The sequence below is a fragment of the Pseudomonas sp. MWU16-30317 genome, from assembly GCF_020515695.1.
Taxonomy (GTDB): Bacteria; Pseudomonadota; Gammaproteobacteria; order Pseudomonadales; family Pseudomonadaceae; genus Aquipseudomonas.
Window position 1 is genome coordinate 223976 of sequence record NZ_JAIWJA010000010.1, and the last position, 17036, is coordinate 241011.

The window sequence follows — 17036 nt, forward strand, 5'->3', positions numbered from 1 at the left end:
CTGAGTGATAAAAAGCGGACCTGTCACACCGACAGGTAACGGCTGATGGTGGCTTCGTCGACGTTGGCGCGGGTTTCCTCGACCACGAAGCGGCCTTTCTCGATGACCAGAAAGCGGTCGGCGATGTCCAGGGTGAACGACAGCACCTGCTCGGAGACCACGATGGTCAGGTCGCGCAGGGTGCGAATGTCCTTCAGGGTGCGGGCGATGTCCTTGATGATCGACGGCTGGATGCCCTCGGTGGGCTCATCGAGCAGCAACACCTTGGGATTGGTGGCCAGCGCACGAGCGATCGCCAATTGCTGTTGCTGGCCGCCGGAGAGGTTGCCGCCCTTGCGTCCGCGCATGTCGTAGAGCACCGGGAACAGGTCGTAAAGATCCTGCGGGACCACGCCACGCGCCGACGCCGGCAGGCCAGTCTGGATGTTTTCCAGCACGCTCATGGCCGGGAAGATCATTCGCCCCTGAGGCACATAAGCCATGCCACTGGCGACGCGGGCATGGGTTTCCAGGCCCGACACCTCGACACCATCGACCTGCACCTGGCCGCGCCATTGCGGCAGCACACCCATCAGGCTCTTGAACAGCGTGGTCTTGCCCATGCCGTTGCGGCCCATGATGGCGACGATTTCCTGCTTGCCGACGTTGAGGTCGAGGTCGTGCAGAATCTGGCTCTGGGCGTAGCCGCAGGACAGTTGCTTGACGTTGAACATGAGCTGCCCCCTGACTTAATGACCTAAATACACTTCGATGACCTTCGGGTTGTTCTGCACCGACTCCATGCTGCCCTCGGCCAGCACCTTGCCCTGATGCAGCACGGTGACCTTGTGGGCGATGCTCTTGACGAACTCCATGTCGTGCTCGATCACCAGCACCGAGCGGCCCTGGCTGATGCGGTTGAGCAGCTCGGCGGTCTGCACCCGCTCGCTTACGCTCATGCCCGCCACCGGCTCGTCGAGCATCAACAGGTCCGGGTCCTGCATCAGCAGCATGCCGATCTCCAGCCATTGCTTCTGGCCGTGGGACAGCAAGCCGGCCTGCTGTTGCAGCAACTCGCTTAGGAAGATCTCGCCCGCCACCTGCTCGACCCGCGCCACCACCTCGCTGGTGCGCTTGAAGAACAGCGCGCCGAGGACCTTGCGCCCGGCCGGATACGACATCTCGAGGTTCTCGAACACCGAGAGGTTTTCGTAGATCGAAGGGTTCTGAAACTTGCGCCCGACCCCAGCGCGGACGATGTCGTACTCGTGCATCCTGGTCAGCTCGCGACCATCGAACTGGATGCTGCCGCTGGTGGCGCGAGTCTTGCCGCAGATCAGATCGAGTACCGTGGTCTTGCCGGCGCCATTGGGGCCGATCACCACCCTTACTTCGTTGCGATCGATATAGAGGTTGAGATCATCGACCGCCTTGAAGCCGTCGAACGACACGGTCAGGCCTTCGATGGCCAGCACCGGTTTGTTGCTTTCGAAACCGACCGCCTTCATGGCTGCACCTCCAGGGTTTTCTCGGTGTTCGCGGCCTTCGCGGATTTGGCAGGCGCGACCACCACCGCCGGCTTGGCGAAACGCGCGCGCCATTTACGCGACTGGCTATCCCAGACCCCGGCCAGGCCATTGGGGAAGTACATGACCACGACGATAAACAGCCCGCCCATCAGATACAGCCACAGCTCGGGAAAGGATTCTGAGAAGTAGCTCTTGCCGTAGTTGACCAGCAACGCGCCGTACACTGCGCCGAGCAGCGACATGCGCCCGCCCACGGCCGCGAAGATGACCATCTCGATGGACGGCACGATGCCCACGAACGACGGCGACATGAAGCCCACCTGCAAGGCGAACATGGCGCCGCCAATGGCCGAGAACGCCGCGGCCACGCAGTACACGAAGACCTTGAAGCTGGCCACGTCGTAGCCCGAAAAGCGCACGCGCTCTTCCTTGTCGCGCATGGCCATCAACAACCGGCCCAGCTTGGAGGCGAGGATGAACTTGCCCAGCACGATGCAGCCCAGCAACAGCGCGGCGTTGATGAAGTACAGCGTCAGCTTGGCGGCGTCGCTGGTGATGTCCCAGCCCAGCAGGGTCTTCAGATCGGTGATGCCATTGACCCCACCGGTCAGGCCCTGTTGGCCGACGATCAGCACCGTGAGGATCAACGCAATCGCCTGGGTGACGATCGAGAAGTACACGTCGCCGACCCGGCGTTTGAACATCGCCAGGCCGATCACCAGCGCCAGCAGCACCGGCACCACGATCACCGCCACCACCGTGAAGGTGAAGCTGTGAAACGGCACCCACAGCGCCGGCAGTTCGGTGATCTGGTTCCAGTCCATGAAGTCCGGAATGCCCGGCGTGGACTGGATTTTGGTCGCCTCGGGCGTCGACGCCTCCAGCTTGAGGAACATCGCCATGCAGTAACCGCCCAGGCCGAAAAACACGCCCTGGCCGAGGCTGAGAATGCCGCCATAGCCCCAGCACAGCACCAGGCCCACGGCGACGAAAGCGTAGGTCAGGTATTTGCCGACCATGTTCAGCCGAAAGGCATCCAGGCACAGCGGGAACACCAGCAGAATCAGCACCGCCAGGATCAGCAGGCCGAGGGTGCCCTGGCGGCCACCGAGCAATTTGTCGAGCGCATTCATGCAGGGCCTCACTTACGCAACTTGCTGGCGAACAACCCTTGCGGGCGCACCATCAGGATCAACACCACGGCCGACAGGGTCAGCACCTTGGCCATGGAACCGGTCATGAAAAACTCCGAGATCGACTGCGTCTGGGCGATGGCGAAGGCCGAGGCGATGGTGCCGAACAGGCTCGCCGCGCCGCCGAAAACCACGGTCAGGAAGGTGTCGACGATGTACAGCGAACCCGCCGTCGGCCCGGTCGAGCCGATGGTGGTGAACGCCGCACCCGCGACCCCGGCCACCCCGCAGCCGAGGGCGAAAGTCATGCGATCGACCTTCCTGGTGTTGATCCCCACGGCACGGCTCATCACCCGGTTCTGCATGGTGGCGCGCACCTGCAAGCCCCAGCGCGAGCGATACAGCAGCAGGAAAATCAACGCCGTCATCAGCACCGTCAAGACCATGGTGAACACGCCGTTGCGGGGGATATCGATGGCGTCGCTGAGGCTGAACGAGCCCATCAGCCACTCAGGTGGCTCGGCGCTGACTTCGCGGGCGCCGAACACCGAGCGGAACGTCTGCTGCATCATCAACGACAAGCCCCAGGTGGCCAGCAGCGTGTCCAGCGGGCGGTGATACAGGCGGCTGATCATGATCCACTCCACCAGCCAGCCCACCGCACCGGCCACGACGAACGACAGCGCGATGGCAAAGAAAAAGTAGTACGGCTGCATTGCCGGGAAATACGTGGTGGTCAGGTACGACATCACATAGGTGGTGTACGCACCGATGGTGAGGAACTCACCGTGGGCCATGTTGATCACGCCCATCTGGCCGAAAATGATCGCCAGCCCCAGCGCCATCAACAGCAACACGCAAAACACCGACAGGCCGTTGAAGCCCTGCATGGCGGCGATGGCGCCAAATTGCGATAGCCATTCCATATCTGTGTCTCCGGTAGATCAGTAGCGGCGCTGGCGGGCCTTATGAAGATCTCTTTGTGGGTGCATGGCGTGCCAGCGAAGGCGTCAGTCAGACCGACTTCGCGGGCAAGCCTTGCTCCCACAGGTGTACGGCAATGGACCTGCTGACTCTGTGGGACCATGGCTTGCCAGCGAAGGCGTCAGTCAGACCGACTTCGCGGGCAAGCCTTGCTCCCACAGGTGTACGGCGATGGACCTGCTGACTCTGTGGGAGCATGGCTTGCCAGCGAAGAGGCCAGTGCTGGCCGCCGAAAATAAGCGGCCAGACTCAGGCCCTACTGATAGCCCTTGGGAAACGGATTGGGCTCGATCAGCTCCGACTCGTGCACCACCTTGAACTGCCCGTCGGCCTGGACTTCGCCGATGCGCGCCTTGCTCCACAGGTGATGGTTGTCGTGAATCTTCACGTAGCCTTCAGGGGCGTTGGTCATCTCGATGCCAGGGGACGCGGCCACTACCTTGTCAACGTCGAAGCTACCGGCCTTTTCCACCGCCGCTTTCCACAACCAGGGGCCCAGATAGGCGGCCTGGGTCACGTCGCCGATCACCGAATTGGGCCCGTACTTGGCCTTGAACGCCGCCACGAAGGCCTTGTTGGCGGGGTTGTCGAGGGACTGGAAGTACTTCATCGAGGCATAGAAACCGACCATGTTCTCGCCGCCGATGCCGAGCAGTTCATCCTCGGTCACCGACAGAGTCAGCAGGGTCTGTTTGTCCGCCGTTACGCCCGCGGCCTTGAGCTGCTTGTAGAAAGCCACGTTGGAGCCACCGACCACGGCGGCGAACACCACGTCAGGTTTTTTCAGCTTGACCTTGTTGATCAACGAGCCGAACTGAGTGTTGCCCAGCGGGTAGTAGTCTTCGCCCACCACGGTGCCGTGCAGCACGTTTTCGATGTGCTTGCGGGCAATCTTCATCGAGGTGCGCGGCCAGATGTAGTCCGAGCCAATCAGGTAGAAGGTCTTGGCGCCCTTCTCCTTGGCGATCCAGTCGAGGCTGGCGAGGATCTGCTGAGTGGCCTCCTGGCCGGTGTAGATGACGTTCTTCGACTGCTCGAGGCCTTCATAAAAGGTCGGGTAATAGAGCAGGCCGTTCTCTTTTTCGAACACCGGCAGCACCGCCTTGCGCGAGGCCGAGGTCCAGCAGCCGAACACCGTGGCGACCTTGTCGTTGACCAGCAGCTTGCGCGCTTTTTCGGCGAAGGTCGGCCAGTCCGAAGCGCCATCTTCCTGGATCACCTTGATCTGCCGACCGAGGATGCCGCCCGAGGCGTTGATCTGCTCGATGGCCAGGCGCTCGGCCTGAATCGACCCGGTTTCGGAGATCGCCATGGTGCCGGTGGCCGAGTGCAGTTGGCCGACGGTGACGGTGGTGTCGGTGACCGCCAGCCCCGTGGTGTTGACGTCAGCCGCTTGGGCGAACTGGCCGAATACCGCGGCCGCGATCAGCGACAGGGTCGCTGCGCCTTTGACCAGGCCCGGCGGCAGAAACCGGCGGGTGCCCCTCGTTTTCATCAAGTCCATCTTGCTGCTCCTGTGTGGAAGGGCGTCTGCGTTGTGGCAGCAAGAATGGGGTGGCGGAACTTTTCCCGGTATACGCACCATGACGTAGCGCCGTACGTCATTTGACATAGCGCCAAGCGCCGGGATTTACGGCATTCTCGCGCTCGCATCAGGCACGCGCCCTGCATGCTGATTGCTCGCACCCCGCGCCTCTGGAGCTCAGCCTTGTCCATCCCCGGTACCCAACGCATCGCCAAGATCCGTCGTGACTACAACCGCTGGGTCGCTGACGAGAGCATGGAGGACTACGCCCTGCGCTATGCGCCCTCCTCGTTCCGGCGCTGGAGTGAGGGGCGCATCGTCAACACCGCTTTGAGCTCGGTGTCGTTTCTGGTACTGGAGGCGGTGGGCGGCACCCTGGTAATGGACTATGGCTTCACCAACACCCTGTGGGCGGTGCTGGCGGTGGCGCTGATCATCCTGTTGACCGGCCTGCCGATCAGTTACTACGCAGCCCGCTACGGCGTCGACATGGACCTGCTGACCCGCGGCGCCGGCTTCGGCTACATCGGCTCGACCATCACCTCGCTGATCTACGCCAGCTTCACCTTCCTGTTCTTCGCCCTGGAGGCGGCGATAATGGCGCTGGCCCTGGAGCTGTACTTCCACATCCCGCTGGCCTGGGGCTACGTGTTGTGTTCGGTAATCATCATTCCATTGGCCGCCTATGGCTTTACCCTCATCAGCCGGCTACAGATGTGGTCGCAGCCGTTGTGGCTGGCGCTGCTGATCGTGCCGTACATATTCGTCATCTACAAAAGCCCGGGCACGCTCAGCGACTTCACCTCGTTCGCCGGGCGCCATGGCGAGGCAGGCACCTTCGACCTGCTGCTGTTCGGTGCGGCGTTGAGCGTGGTGCTCTCCCTGGTGACGCAGATCGGCGAGCAGGTCGACTACATTCGCTTTTTGCCGCAGCGCACCGCGCAGAACAACCTGCGCTGGTGGACCGCGCTGCTGCTGGCCGGGCCCGGCTGGATCGTGCCCGGAGCACTGAAGCTGATGGCCGGAGCCTTTCTGGCGTTTTTGGCGATTCAGCATGAAGTGCCGGTGGCCCGCGCCGTCGAGCCTACGCAGATGTACCTGGTGGCCTACAGCTACGTGTTCAACTCGCCGGAATGGGCGCTGGCGGCCATGGCGCTGCTGGTGGTCATCTCTCAGGTCAAGATCAACCTCACTAACGCTTACGCGGGCTCGCTGGCCTGGTCGAACTTCTTCGCGCGCATGACCCACAGCCATCCGGGGCGCGTGGTGTGGCTGGTGTTCAACGTGGTCATCGCGTTGCTGCTGATGGAGATGGGCATCTTCGACGCCATCGGCGAGGTGCTCGGCCTCTACGCTAACATCGCCATTGCCTGGATCGGCGCACTGGTGGCGGATCTGGTGATCAACAAGCCGCTGGGGCTGTCGCCGCCGCACATCGAGTTCAAACGCGCGCACCTGTACGACGTCAATCCGGTGGGGGTCGGGGCCATGGGCGTGGCCTCCCTGGTGTCGATGCTCGCGCATTTCGGCTGGTTCGGCGCCTTGGCCCAGGCCGCTCCGCCGTTACTGGCGTTGATCACCGCCTTGATCGTGGCGCCGCTGATCGCTTGGGCAACCAAAGGACGCTACTACCTGGCACGGGAAAGCGACCCCGGCCTGCTGTATCCCCAAGGCACTACGGCGACGGTGACCTGCGGCGTGTGCAGCAACCCCTTCGAGCGCCCGGACATGGCCTGGTGCCCGGCGTATGCGTCGCCGATCTGCTCGCTGTGCTGTTCGCTGGAAGTGCGTTGCGGCGACCAATGCAAACCGCGTTCGCGGTTGTTGATGCAAGTCGAGGATGGCCTGGCGCGGCTGTTGCCCAAGTCCTTCTCGCGCAACCTGCACACCCGCCTGGCCCACTACATGGGCATCCTCGCCGTGCTCATCGCGCTGCTCTCCGGCGCCTTGGCACTGGTTTACACCCAGGTCACCCACAACCTCGCCGAGCACTCCTGGCAAACCCAGCAAACCCTGACCCTGGCGTTCATCAAGGCGTTTCTGGCGCTGTGCGTCTTCGCCGCAGTGCTGGCCTGGTGGGTGGTGCTGACCCGCGAAAGCCGTCATGTGGCCCAGGAAGAATCCGAGCGCCAGACCGCCCTCCTGATGCAGGAAATCGAAGCCCATGAGCAGACCGACCTGGCCCTGCAGCGCGCCAAGGAAGCGTCCGAAGCCGCCAACGCCGCCAAAAGCCGCTACGTCACCGGCCTGTCCCATGAACTGCGTACGCCGCTCAACAGCATCCTCGGCTACACGCAGATTCTGCAGCGCGACGCCAGCACCCCGCCGCGCCAGCAGGAAGCCCTGGCGACTATCCTGCGCAACAGCTCGCACCTGCTGTCGCTGATCGACGGCCTGCTCGACGTGGCCAAGATCGAAGCCGGCAAGCTACGCCTGGAGCCGTCCGAGATCGCCTTCATGGATTTCATCCGCGACCTGGAGCGCCTGTTCGCGCCCGCCGCCCATGACAAGGGCCTGGGTTTCGGTCTGCAGATCATCGGCGAGCTGCCGCTGGTGGTGCGTGGCGACGAAAAACGCGTACGGCAGATCCTCATCAACCTGCTGGGCAACGCGGTGAATTTCACCGACAGCGGCGAAGTCTGCCTGCGAGTCAGCTATCGCCGCCAGACCGCCACTTTCGAGATCATCGACAGTGGCATCGGCATCGCCGAAGACCAGCTGGAGCGAATCTTCCAGCCATTCGAGCGCGGCGAGATCGACCGCCACGACAACGGCGTCGGCCTCGGTCTGACCATCACGCGGATGCTCACGGCCCTGATGGGCGGCGAGATTTCGGTCAGCAGCGTGCCAGGTGCCGGTACGCGTTTCCAGGTGCGGCTGTTTCTATCCGAAGTGCGGGTGCCCAAGGCGATCATCCATGCCGACCACGATCTCGTCGGCTATGCCGGGCCGCCACGACTGGTGCTGGTGGTGGACGACCATGTCGAGCATCGCCAGGTCATCAGCGGCATGCTCACACCGTTAGGCTTCAACGTCGTTCAGGCCGCCAACGGGCAGGAAGCGATTCGCCAGGTGTCCTTGCTCAAACCGGACCTGATCCTGATGGACCTGTCCATGCCGCAGATGGACGGTTGGGAAACCAGCCGCCTGATCCGCCGCAACGTGCAATGCCTGGCGCCCATAGTGGTGGTGTCGGCCCACGCCAATGCGCTCGCCGACGAACGTGCCGACCATGACCTGGGGCCTATCGATTACTTGGCCAAACCGGTGCTCCTGCAGCACCTGCTCGACCGCATCGAACACCACCTGCAACTGACCTGGCTGCGGGCTGCACCGGCACTGGCGGCCCCTGTGGCGCCGCACCGGGCGCTGGCCAGGGCGGAGCTGACGTTGCTGCGCGAGTTGTGCGCCGATGGCGACATGATCGAGCTGCAAGAGCAGCTCGCGAGTATCGAACAACGCTGGCCCGACAGCGCCACCGCAATCGCGCGGTTGCGCACCCTGGCCCGGGGCTTTCGCCTGGATGAACTCAATCGGGTACTCACAGAGAGCATCAATGAACATTCCCACGAGCGCCTCTAAAGGCACCATCCTGATCGTCGACGATGCGCCGGATAACCTGGCGCTGCTCTCCGACGCGCTGGATGATGCCGGCTACCGGGTGCTGGTGGCGCTGGACGGCACCAGCGCCCTGAGCCGCATCCAGCGCCGCCGCCCGGACCTGATCCTGCTGGATGCGCTGATGCCGGGGCTGGACGGTTTCGACACCTGCCGGCAGATCAAGGCCGATGCCACGAGCGCGGACATCCCGGTGCTGTTCATGACCGCCCTGACCGAGAGCGAGCACGTGGTCAAAGGCTTCGAAGCCGGCGCCATCGACTACGTGACCAAGCCCATCGAGTGCAACGAGGTGCTTGCACGGATCGCCTCGCACCTGCGCACCGCGCGCATCCTGCAGTCGGCGACCACACGCAAGGCAAGCTTCGAGGATGCTTCAGCGCAGCGCTGCCTGGCGACCCGCTTCGCCCTGACCGAGCGGGAAATCGAAGTGCTGCACTGGGTCACCTGCGGCAAGACCAACAAGGACATCGGCGACATCCTCGGCCTCAGCCCGCGCACGGTGAACAAGCACCTGGAACACATCTACATCAAGCTCGGCGTCGAGACCCGCACGGCCGCGACCTCGGTGGCGCTGTCGGCCCTCAACGGTTAATGAGCCTTTACCGGCACCACCACGAACTTTCGTGGTTTTCCCTACGCAACTTCGTATTAACACGAAGTTGCGTAGAGATCCGGGCGGTGCAGAACCCCGTCTAAAAACCGGATCAGCTGCGTTTATACCTTACCTATCAGCCAGTTAGATAATATCTTCGCGCCCTGGCACGTCCTTCGCACTGCACCGCTGTAACCCGATCAGCCGCTCTCGGCCATCGATAACAGCGACGCAACAACGGAGATGACGACATGCCAAACGTGGACATTGCTCACTATCAAGACGGCGACTTCCTGGTCAACTACGAAGAAAAGGTCTTCGAGGACGTCAAGGCCGAACCGGGTGAAAAAGCGCTGTTGACGTTCCACACCATCGCCTTCGAAGGTTCCATAGGCCTGGTCAACCTGTTGCAGGCCAAACGCTTGCTGCGCAAGGGCTTCGAAACCAAGATCCTGTTGTATGGCCCAGGCGTGCAACTGGGCGTGCAACGCGGCTTCCCAACCCTGGGCGCCGAGGCCTTTCCGGGGCACCTGGCGGTCAACAACCAGATCAAGGCGTTCATGGCCGAAGGCGGTGAGGTATACGCCTGTCGCTTCGCCTTGCAGGCCCTGTACGGGCAGACCGAAAAAGCCCTGATCGAAGGTATTCGCCCGATCAATCCGCTGGACGTCATGGACCTGCGCCTGCTGATGCGCCGTGAAGGCGCGATGATCATTGATACCTGGACGGCGTAGCTCGACTTGCCGGCCCCTTCGCGGGCAAGCTTTGCTCCCACAGGTGTACGACTCTGCATCTGCTTGCACAGATGGATGGCCCTGCATCCGCTTGCACTGTGGGAGCAAGGCTTGCCCGCGAAGGGGCCCTTGCAGCTTGCCAGCAAGCTGTGCTCCCACAGGGTGAAGGCACTATCCGAATCCGAGCCGTACACCTGTGGGAGCAAGGCTTGCCCGCGAAGGGGGCCTTGCAGCTTGCCAGCACGCTGTGCTCCCACAGGGTGAGCGGCACTATCCGAATCCGAGCCGTACACCTGTGGGAGCAAGGCTTGCCCGCGAAGGGGGCCTCACAGCCGCCATAGATCACAGCACCCGCCACCCATCCAGAGGCCCGTCACCATGCCCATCATCCGCGCCGCCGCCGTCCAGTTCAGCCCGGTGCTGTACTCCCGCGAGGCCACTGTCGCCAAGCTCTGCGCCACCGTGCTCGAACTGGGCCGCGAAGGCGTGCAGTTCGCGGTATTCCCCGAAACCGTGGTGCCCTACTACCCCTATTTCTCCTTCGTGCAGCCGCCCTTCGCCATGGGCAGGCAACACCTCAAGCTGCTCGAACAATCCGTCACCGTGCCCTCCGACGTGACCCGCCAAATCGGCGAGGCGTGCCGCGAAGCCGGAGTCGTCGCCTGCATCGGCGTCAACGAGCGCGACGGCGGCACGCTCTACAACGCGCAGTTGCTGTTCGACGCCGACGGCAGCCTGATCCAGCACCGGCGCAAGATCACCCCCACCTATCACGAGCGCATGGTCTGGGGCCAAGGCGACGGCTCCGGCCTGCGCGCCACCGACAGCGCGGTCGGGCGCATCGGCGCGCTGGCCTGCTGGGAACACTACAACCCGCTGGCCCGCTACGCGCTGATGGCCGACGGCGAGCAGATCCACGCGGCGATGTTCCCCGGCTCCCTGGTGGGGCAGATTTTCGCCGAGCAGATGGAGGTCACCATTCGCCACCACGCCCTGGAAAGCGGCTGCTTTGTGGTCAACGCCACCGCCTGGCTGGATGCCGAGCAGCAGGCGCAAATCATGACCGACACCGGCTGCGCACTGGAGCCGATCAGCGGCGGCTGCTTCACCGCGATCGTCTCCCCGGAAGGCAAGGTGCTCGGCCAGCGCACAGAGGGCGAAGGCGCGGTGATCGCCGACCTGGACTTCGCCTTGATCGACAAACGCAAACGCATGATGGATTCGGTGGGTCACTACAGCCGGCCGGAATTGCTGAGCCTGCTGATCGATCGGCGGGTGACGGCGCATGTGCATGGGCATCATCAGGCTGCCGGGGAGCACCTCCATGAATGACACGACGATTTTGCGCAAGCTGCAAGGGCCTCTTCGCGGGCAAGCCTTGCTCCCACAAGTGTACGGCTCGGATTCGGACAGTGCCGTTCACCCTGTGGGACCACAGCTTGCTGGCAAGCTGCAAGGGCCTCTTCGCGGGCAAGCCTTGCTCCCACAGGTGTACGGCTCGGATTCGGACAGTGCCGTTCACCCTGTGGGACCACAGCTTGCTGGCAAGCTGCAAGGGCCTCTTCGCGGGCAAGCCTTGCTCCCACAAGTGTGCGGCTCGGCTTCGGACAGTGCCGTTCACCCTGTGGGACCACAGCTTGCTGGCAAGCTGCAAGGGCCTCTTCGCGGGCAAGCCTTGCTCCCACAGGTGTGCGGCTCGGCTTCGGACAGTGCCGTTCACCCTGTGGGACCACAGCTTGCTGGCAAGCTCCAAGGGCCTCTTCGCCGGCAAGCCTTGCTCCCACAAGTGTACGGCTCGGATTCGGACAGTGCCGTTCACCCTGTGGGACCACAGCTTGCTGGCGAAGACGTCGGCAAGCATGCCCCGGATCCCAAGCGTACGCCTGTGGGAGCAAGGCTTGCCCGCGAAGGCAGCACCGCCAGTCCCGACCTGCTCGCCGAACTGCAGTGCCACGGTGTGCGCTGGCAAGGCGCCGACGGCCTGGCGCGCAAGGGCGGCGCCGGGCCCTCGGATCACAAGGCCCTGAGCCTGGGCGAGCACACCGCCATGGTGCCGATGCTCAACCGCGCCTCGCTCGACTCGCCCTACTCCGCCGTGCCCGACAGCAGCGGCGCCCAGGCGTTGATCTTTCGCGAGGGCCTGCAAGTTGGCCAGGTGCAGCTGCCCGGCGTGCCGAAGTTCTACGGCCTGAACACCGAGGACGGCATCCCCTACTGGAAGATCGCCACCCTGCACAGCAAGGACGTCCTCGCCACCACCGTCCTGCAACACTGCATCCGCATGAACGAAGCCGCCACCTCGTGCCAGTTCTGCGCCATCGGCCAGTCGCTGGCGAGCGGCAAGACCATCGCCCGCAAGCGCCCCGCACAACTCGCCCAAGTGGCCAAGGCCGCAGTCGAGCTCGACGGCGTCAAGCACATGGTGATGACCACCGGCACGCCGCAGACCAGCGATCGCGGCGCCGCCATCCTCTGTGAATCGGCAGCCGCGGTGACCGCCGTGGTCGACCTGCCGATCCAGGCGCAGTGCGAGCCGCCCGACGACGACGCGTGGTTCCAGCGCCTCAAGGACAGCGGCGTGGTGTCTCTGGGCATGCACCTGGAAGCCGTCACCGACGCGGTGCGCCAACGCATCATGCCGGGCAAGGCCGAAGTGCCGCTGGAGCGTTACTTCAGCGCCTTCGACGCCGCCGTGCAGGTGTTCGGCCGCGGCCAGGTGAGTACCTACATCCTCGCCGGCCTGGGCGACAGCGAAGACGCCATCGCGCAGATGAGCGAACGTCTGGCCAGCGTCGGGGTGTATCCCTTCGTGGTGCCCTTCGTGCCCATCGACGGCACCCCCCTGGCACGCCACCCCAAGCCCGACAGCGCTTTCATGCAGCGCCTCTACCCGCGCATCGGCGCCAGCCTGCGCAAGTACGGCCTGCACTCGGACAACATCAACGCCGGCTGCGCCAAATGCGGCGCCTGTTCGGCCCTCAAACACCACGAGTAAAGGGAGCGCAATCCATGGCCGAACACGCCTTCGCGCTGGTCGACGGGACCTTCAGCGAATTCCTCGCCGGCGACCTGTTGGTCAAGCCCGCCGATCAACCCTGGGAACGCCAGCACTACTTCAGCCTGCGCCGCGCGGTGTTCAGCGACGAGCAACAATTGCTCGCCCAGGACAAGGACGAAAAGGACTTCCAGGCCATCCCCATCGTCGCCGTCGCGCACCACTGCGGCATGCCCGAGCAGGTCATCGGCGCGGTGCGCATCTACCAGAGCGAACCCGGCGTCTGGTACGGCGGACGCCTGTGCGTCGAGCGCCAGTACCGCCGGCACGCGATGATCGGCAAAGCGCTGGTCAACGAAGCCGTGTCGCGGGCCATCGACCTGGGCTGCCAGACATTCCTGGCCACCGTGCAGCAGGCCAACGAGGGCTATTTCCACAGCCTGCACTGGCACACGCTGAAGACGCTCGACCTGCTCGGCCACCCCCATCGCCTGATGCAGGCGCGGTTGGAGCGCTACCCGTTCATGGCCCGGCAGACCTCACTGCTGCGCAAAAAGGCCGCTGCTCATGACTAGTCCGCAAGCGACCTTGACAGCCCTGCTCGACCGCCTGCGCAACACCCCGGCGATGCAGTCGAAACTGGCGATCCAGCAACCGGCCAGCGCCCTGGCGCTCCATGGCCAGAGCTGCGACGACTTGTATGCCCTGCCCGGCGACGACACCGCGGCGATTCGTTGCGGCGATCAGTACCAGTTGCTGGCGATCGAAGGCATGATCCCGGCGTTCGTCGAGCAGGCGCCCTGGTTCGCCGGCTGGTCGGCGGTGATGGCCAACGTCAGCGACATCACTGCCATGGGCGGCCGCGCGACTGCGGTGGTCAACGCCTATTGGCACCACGACGTGATCGCCGCCGAGCAGGTGCTGGGCGGTATCCGCGCCGCCTGCGAGGCCTATGGTCTGATCCTCGCGGGCGGCCACACCAGCCAGGCTGCGGGCAACCCGGCGGTGCTGGCGGTGGCGGTCAGCGGCTGGGCGCGCAATCTGCTCTCGACCCTGCACGTGGCGCCAGGACAGATCATCGCCATGGCGGTCGACCTCGATGGTCGCTGGCACGGCGACGCGCCGTACTGGAAGGCCTTCGAGGACGTCGCCCCACAGCGCCTGCGTGACAAGCTCGAAGTCATCCCACGGCTGGCCGAAGCCGGGCTGCTGCACGCCGCCAAGGACATCAGCAACGCCGGCATCCTCGGCACCCTGCTGATGCTGCTCGAACCCAAGGGCTGCGGTGCGCTGATCGATCTGGCGGCCCTGCCGCAACCGGCCGATACGCCGCTGGAACGCTGGCTGCAGGTGTTCCCCAGCTACGGCTTTGTGCTGACCCTCGACCCAGAGGACCTGGCCACGGTGGCCGCCGCGTTCGCCTTCGAGGGCCTGCACTGCGCGCGCATCGGCGAGGTCGATGACAGCGCGCGGTTGCAGGTCCGCCAGGGCCCGGCACAGGCGGATTTCTGGGACCTGTCGCGCCAGCCGTTCACGGGGTTCCACTACCCGCAATTCAGCCATGAGGCGCGCCCCGCCTTGATCCACAAGGAGCACTGACATGCCCGCCGTCAACGTTCGTCTGCGCTGGCCCGATGGCCAGGAAAGCAACGTCTATTCACCCTCCACCACCATTTTCGAGCACCTCGAGGCGGGGCAGTCCTATCGCCTGGCGGAGTTCCTGCGCCGCGCTGAAACCGGCCTCAATGCGGCCTCGGAACGGGTCAAGCAGGTCAAGGGGTTCTATTGCAGTTCGGCCATGGACAGCCTTGGCGGCATCCGCATGACCGCCCGCAAATTCAACGATCCGCAGGCGCAGGTCGAGGTGCTGGAGATCCGTGAACAGGGCAGCGGCAAGGTTCATTACTCAGGCTTCGGAGAGATCTGAATTTTGTACTGAATTCACTGGCCTCTTCGCGGGCAAGCCTTGTTCCCACAAGTGCACGGATATGAATTTTGTACTGAATTCACCGGCCTCTTCGCGCAGATCCATCGCCGTACACCTGTGGGAGCAAAGCTTGCTCGCGAAGAGGCCATCAGCATCGCTGCATCATTCTGCCCCGAACACCCTTACAGGAGCACCCACCATGACCCACTACAGCGCCATCATCGTCGGCGGCGGCCAGGCCGGTCTGTCCGCCAGCTACTACCTGCAGCAACAGGACATCGACCACCTGGTGCTCGAAAAGCACAGCCTCACCCACACCTGGCGCAATCAACGCTGGGACGCCTTTTGCCTGGTCACACCGAACTGGCAGTGCGCCCTGCCCGGCTATCCCTATGCCGGCGACGATCCCCACGGTTTCATGAAAAAAGACCAGATCATCGCCTACCTGGATGGCTTCATCGCCGCAGTCAATGCCCCGGTGCGCGAAGGCTGCGCGGTCCGGCGCCTGGTCACGCGGCCCGAAGGCGGCTACGCATTGAGCACCTCCCTGGGCGAATTTACTGCCGATCAGGTGATCATCGCCAGCGGCGGCTATCACACGCCGATCATCCCGCGCCTGGCCGAACGCCTGCCCGCCGACATCACCCAACTGCACTCCGAACAATACCGCAGCCCGCAAGCGCTGCCCCCCGGTCACGTGCTGGTGGTGGGCTCGGGGCAGTCCGGCGCGCAGATCGCCGAAGACCTGCACCTGGCCGGGCGCAAGGTGTTCCTGGCCGTGGGCGATGCACCCCGCTGCGCGCGCTTTCACCGCGGCCGTGACGTGGTCGATTGGCTGGCCGACATGGGCTACTACGATATCGGCGTCGACACCCACCCGCTGCGCGAAGGCGTGCGCGACAACACCAATCACTATGTGACCGGCCGCGATGGCGGGCGCGATATCGACTTGCGGCGCTTCGCCAAAGAGGGCATGCAACTGTTAGGGCGCCTCGACAGCCTGCAGGGCACCACGCTGCAGTTTGCGGCCGATCTGGCCGGCAAGCTCGACGCCGCAGATGCCGTCTATACCCGCATCAACGCCAGCATCGACAAGTACATCGCCGAGCAGGGCATCGAGGCACCGCCCGGCACCCCCTACACACCGCTGTGGGTACCTGAACACGAAACCACCGAGCTGGACCTGGCCGGCAGCGGCATCACCAGCATTATCTGGTGCATCGGTTTCCAGCCGGATTTCAGCTGGGTCGATGTGCCGGTGTTCAACGGTCGCAGCTACCCGGGGCATCGCCGCGGCGTGACAGCGCAGCCAGGGCTGTATTTCCTCGGTCTGCCGTGGCTGCATACCTGGGGCTCCGGGCGTTTTTCCGGTATAGCCAGGGATGCACAGTATGTCGTGGAGCAACTGAGCGCGGTGCGTGCCGCGGTATGAAGATGAAGGTGAGATGAAAGGTATATCGAGGCGTTAAACCGCCACAGACGGGCTTCGTCTGTCTCTAGGCAATCATTGCCCTATTCGATCATTCCTGGAGATCCCCTATGTTTCGCCCTGTCGTCGCAATTGCCACACTGACCCTGTCCAGCCTGGCGTGGGCAGACCAGCCCTGCTCGGTGGATATTCACGGTACCGATCAAATGACCTATGACCTCACCACCATCAAGGTGCCGGCCAGTTGCAAGAAATTCACCGTCACCCTGCAGCATCCAGGCGAGATGCCCAAGAACGTCATGGGCCACAACTGGGTGCTGACCAAGGAGGCGGACATGCAAGCGGTCACCGAGGCGGGTGCCAAGGCCGGCGAGGCTGAGAGTTATATAGAGAAAGGCGACCAGCGTGTGCTGGCGCATACCAAGCTGATTGGGGGCGGCGAGGAAGATTCGGTGACGCTGGACACGGCGGCGCTGAAGAAGGCGGGCGGGCCGTTGGTGTTCTTCTGCTCGTACCCGTTTCATTCGACCATGATGAAGGGCACGTTGACCTTGGGTGGGTGATGTTCAGGGGCGATTGACGCTTCTC

The 17036-nt window shown here is 63.8% G+C and carries 15 protein-coding genes; 10 read left to right on the plus strand and 5 right to left on the minus strand.

Annotation, left to right across the window (positions count from 1 at the left end):
* Positions 1 to 23: 23 nt before the first annotated feature.
* From urtE to urtA, 5 genes are all read right to left on the minus strand, one after another.
* Entirely contained in the window at positions 24 to 713 is a 690-nt protein-coding gene (urtE, locus tag LIX93_RS24620) for an urea ABC transporter ATP-binding subunit UrtE (RefSeq protein ID WP_226506675.1), read from the minus strand.
* Positions 714 to 728: 15 nt separating this feature from the next.
* A complete protein-coding gene (urtD, locus tag LIX93_RS24625) occupies positions 729 to 1487 on the minus strand; it encodes an urea ABC transporter ATP-binding protein UrtD (protein WP_226506676.1) in 759 nt (252 codons plus the stop codon).
* Positions 1484 to 2641, minus strand: a complete 1158-nt coding sequence (gene urtC / locus LIX93_RS24630; protein ID WP_226506677.1) for an urea ABC transporter permease subunit UrtC — start codon at positions 2639 to 2641, stop codon at positions 1484 to 1486. Before urtC ends, urtD begins: the two co-directional genes overlap by 4 nt.
* A gap of 8 nt (positions 2642 to 2649) precedes the next feature.
* Positions 2650 to 3567, minus strand: a complete 918-nt coding sequence (gene urtB, locus LIX93_RS24635) for an urea ABC transporter permease subunit UrtB (protein ID WP_226506678.1) — start codon at positions 3565 to 3567, stop codon at positions 2650 to 2652.
* Positions 3568 to 3881: 314 nt separating this feature from the next.
* Positions 3882 to 5120 (minus strand): urea ABC transporter substrate-binding protein, encoded by a 1239-nt coding sequence (gene urtA, locus LIX93_RS24640; RefSeq protein WP_226506707.1) that lies wholly within the window; start codon positions 5118 to 5120, stop codon positions 3882 to 3884.
* 213 nt (positions 5121 to 5333) lie between these two features.
* Here urtA and LIX93_RS24645 point away from each other — a divergent pair, with 213 nt between their 5' ends.
* The 10 genes from LIX93_RS24645 to azu all read left to right on the plus strand — a co-directional run bounded on the left by LIX93_RS24645 (position 5334) and on the right by azu (position 17011).
* Positions 5334 to 8732 (plus strand): ATP-binding protein, encoded by a 3399-nt coding sequence (locus LIX93_RS24645; RefSeq protein ID WP_226506679.1) that lies wholly within the window; start codon positions 5334 to 5336, stop codon positions 8730 to 8732.
* Positions 8707 to 9363, plus strand: coding sequence for a response regulator (locus LIX93_RS24650; RefSeq protein WP_226506680.1), 657 nt, complete (start codon positions 8707 to 8709; stop codon positions 9361 to 9363). The genes LIX93_RS24645 and LIX93_RS24650 overlap by 26 nt, the downstream gene beginning before the upstream one ends.
* A gap of 251 nt (positions 9364 to 9614) precedes the next feature.
* Positions 9615 to 10097, plus strand: a complete 483-nt coding sequence (locus LIX93_RS24655; RefSeq protein WP_213880398.1) for an MSMEG_0572/Sll0783 family nitrogen starvation response protein — start codon at positions 9615 to 9617, stop codon at positions 10095 to 10097.
* A gap of 378 nt (positions 10098 to 10475) precedes the next feature.
* Complete coding sequence (locus LIX93_RS24660) at positions 10476 to 11429, plus strand: Nit6803 family nitrilase (protein ID WP_226506681.1); 954 nt, start codon at positions 10476 to 10478, stop codon at positions 11427 to 11429.
* A gap of 553 nt (positions 11430 to 11982) precedes the next feature.
* Positions 11983 to 13092, plus strand: a complete 1110-nt coding sequence (locus LIX93_RS24665; protein WP_226506708.1) for an MSMEG_0568 family radical SAM protein — start codon at positions 11983 to 11985, stop codon at positions 13090 to 13092.
* Positions 13093 to 13106: 14 nt separating this feature from the next.
* Positions 13107 to 13667: an MSMEG_0567/Sll0786 family nitrogen starvation N-acetyltransferase gene (locus tag LIX93_RS24670; protein WP_226506682.1), complete on the plus strand. Its 561-nt coding sequence runs from the start codon at positions 13107 to 13109 to the stop codon at positions 13665 to 13667.
* Positions 13660 to 14691, plus strand: a complete 1032-nt coding sequence (locus tag LIX93_RS24675) for a sll0787 family AIR synthase-like protein (RefSeq protein WP_226506683.1) — start codon at positions 13660 to 13662, stop codon at positions 14689 to 14691. The genes LIX93_RS24670 and LIX93_RS24675 overlap by 8 nt, the downstream gene beginning before the upstream one ends.
* 1 nt (position 14692) lies before the next feature.
* Entirely contained in the window at positions 14693 to 15019 is a 327-nt protein-coding gene (locus tag LIX93_RS24680) for an MSMEG_0570 family nitrogen starvation response protein (RefSeq protein WP_226506684.1), read from the plus strand.
* A 199-nt stretch (positions 15020 to 15218) separates the two neighbouring features.
* Positions 15219 to 16451, plus strand: a complete 1233-nt coding sequence (locus tag LIX93_RS24685) for an MSMEG_0569 family flavin-dependent oxidoreductase (RefSeq protein WP_226506685.1) — start codon at positions 15219 to 15221, stop codon at positions 16449 to 16451.
* 107 nt (positions 16452 to 16558) lie between these two features.
* The gene (azu, locus tag LIX93_RS24690) at positions 16559 to 17011 is read left to right on the plus strand and encodes an azurin (RefSeq protein ID WP_226506686.1); all 453 of its coding nucleotides are present in this window, start codon (positions 16559 to 16561) and stop codon (positions 17009 to 17011) included.
* Positions 17012 to 17036: the final 25 nt, after the last annotated feature.